At 43.9% G+C, this 2,020-nt stretch carries 1 protein-coding gene; it reads right to left on the bottom strand.

From position 1 onward, the window contains the following. Positions 1-143: 143 nt before the first annotated feature. The coding region (locus ACP45E_RS20220; RefSeq protein WP_069585478.1) for an AAA family ATPase at positions 144-2,020 on the bottom strand (1,877 nt) is incomplete at its 5' end.

Raw genomic sequence — 2,020 nt, 5'->3', positions numbered from 1 at the left:
TGGTTGCGCATTATAGACAGACTCTTTGATGACGCAAGCCTTTTTTATACAAAAACAACACGAACCGAATCGTTTGTTCAATAAACGATCAAAAAGTGCTGGGGCGGACAAAATAACATCAAATTAGACTCTACATGTCCTCTTTATTTAGATTGGTGCGCCACTATTTTATTATCAACAACTAACAGTTCTACTTTTTTCTCCGGATCGACTTTTCCGGCCAATATCGCTTTGGCTAATGGGTTTTCTACCGTTTGCTGTATCGCCCGCTTTAGTGGCCTTGCGCCGTAAACTGGATCGAAGCCTACATTGGCAATTAAATCGAGAGCCTGATCTGATACTGCAAGTTGATAACCGCTGTCTTCCATGCGCTGGCCTAACTGTGCAAGTTGTATCGACGCAATCGACTTAATATGCTCTTTTCCTAATGGGTGAAAGACAACACTTTCATCGACACGATTTAAAAACTCTGGTCGGAAGTGCTTATTTACCACCTCCATTACCGCGCTCTTTATGCCCTGATAATCTAAAGCTGCAAAATGTTCCTGGATTTGCGTCGAGCCTAGATTGGATGTCATTATCACTACGGTGTTTCTAAAGTCGACAGTGCGACCCTGTCCATCAGTCAGTCGTCCATCGTCAAGAACTTGCAATAAGATATTAAATACATCTGGATGCGCTTTTTCTACTTCATCGAGTAATATTACTGAATAAGGTTTTCTCCGAACTGCTTCTGTTATGTAGCCACCTTCTTCATAACCTACATAGCCAGGAGGCGCCCCGACTAATCGAGCAACCGAATGCTTCTCCATGAACTCGGACATATCAATGCGAACCATTGCGTCTTCGCTATCAAACATGAAATTAGCGAGTGTTTTACACAACTCGGTTTTTCCTACCCCCGTAGGCCCAAGAAACAAGAATGAACCTATTGGTTTGTTAGGATCAGACAGACCAGCACGACTTCGACGAATGGCATTCGCCACCACCTCTACTGCTTCTTTTTGCCCTATAACTCGTTTATGTAGAACTTCTTCCATTCGTAGAAGCTTATCTTTTTCCGCCTCTAGCATTTTTGATACTGGAATGCCTGTCTGTTTAGAAAGGACCTCTGCGATTTCATTATTGGTTACTTTATTTCGCAGTAATGTCATCTCTTGCATTTCTGCTTGCGTCGCTAGGTCCAATTGTTTTTCTAACTCAGGTATACGTCCATATTGCAACTCTGACATACGACTCAGATCACCAGCTCGGCGAGCAAAGTCCATGTCCATCCTCGCTTGTTCCAGCTCAGATTTTATATGTTGGGTACCTGACAACGCGGCTTTTTCTGCGTTCCAAACTTCTTCAAGTTCAGCAAACGCGCGTTCTTTTTCTTGTAGCTCTTGCTCTATTACCACTAAGCGTTTCGAACTCGCATCATCATGCTCATTAATTAATGCTTGTTGCTCGATTTTTAGCTGGATGATTTTTCGTTCTAGCTTATCTAACGATTCCGGTTTCGAGTCTATTTGCATCCGTATGCTGGATGCCGCCTCATCGATTAAATCAATCGCTTTATCTGGTAACTGACGGTCTGATACGTAGCGGTGAGAAAGGCTCGCAGCGGCAACGATCGCTGGATCCGTAATTTCAACATGGTGATGCAATTCATAACGCTCTTTAAGACCACGTAAAATAGCGACCGTATCTTCAACCGAAGGCTCATCTACAATCACTTTTTGGAAACGACGCTCTAAGGCTGGATCTTTTTCAATATAACGTCGGTATTCATCTAGCGTTGTTGCACCGACACAGTGAAGCTCGCCACGAGCAAGAGCAGGTTTTAGCATATTACCTGCATCCATAGAGCCTTCCCCTTTCCCGGCACCAACCATAGTGTGAAGTTCATCAATAAAGAGAATAACGTTACCCTCTTCCTTGGCCAGTTCATTCAGTACCGATTTTAGTCGCTCTTCAAATTCACCACGGTATTTCGCGCCAGCCACAAGAGACCCCATGTCCAAGATCGGAAGAGCGG

This window comes from Vibrio genomosp. F10 str. 9ZD137, assembly GCF_049974785.1.
In the GTDB taxonomy this organism is placed as follows: domain Bacteria; phylum Pseudomonadota; class Gammaproteobacteria; order Enterobacterales; family Vibrionaceae; genus Vibrio.
This window is presented reverse-complemented; position numbering and strand designations above follow the sequence as displayed.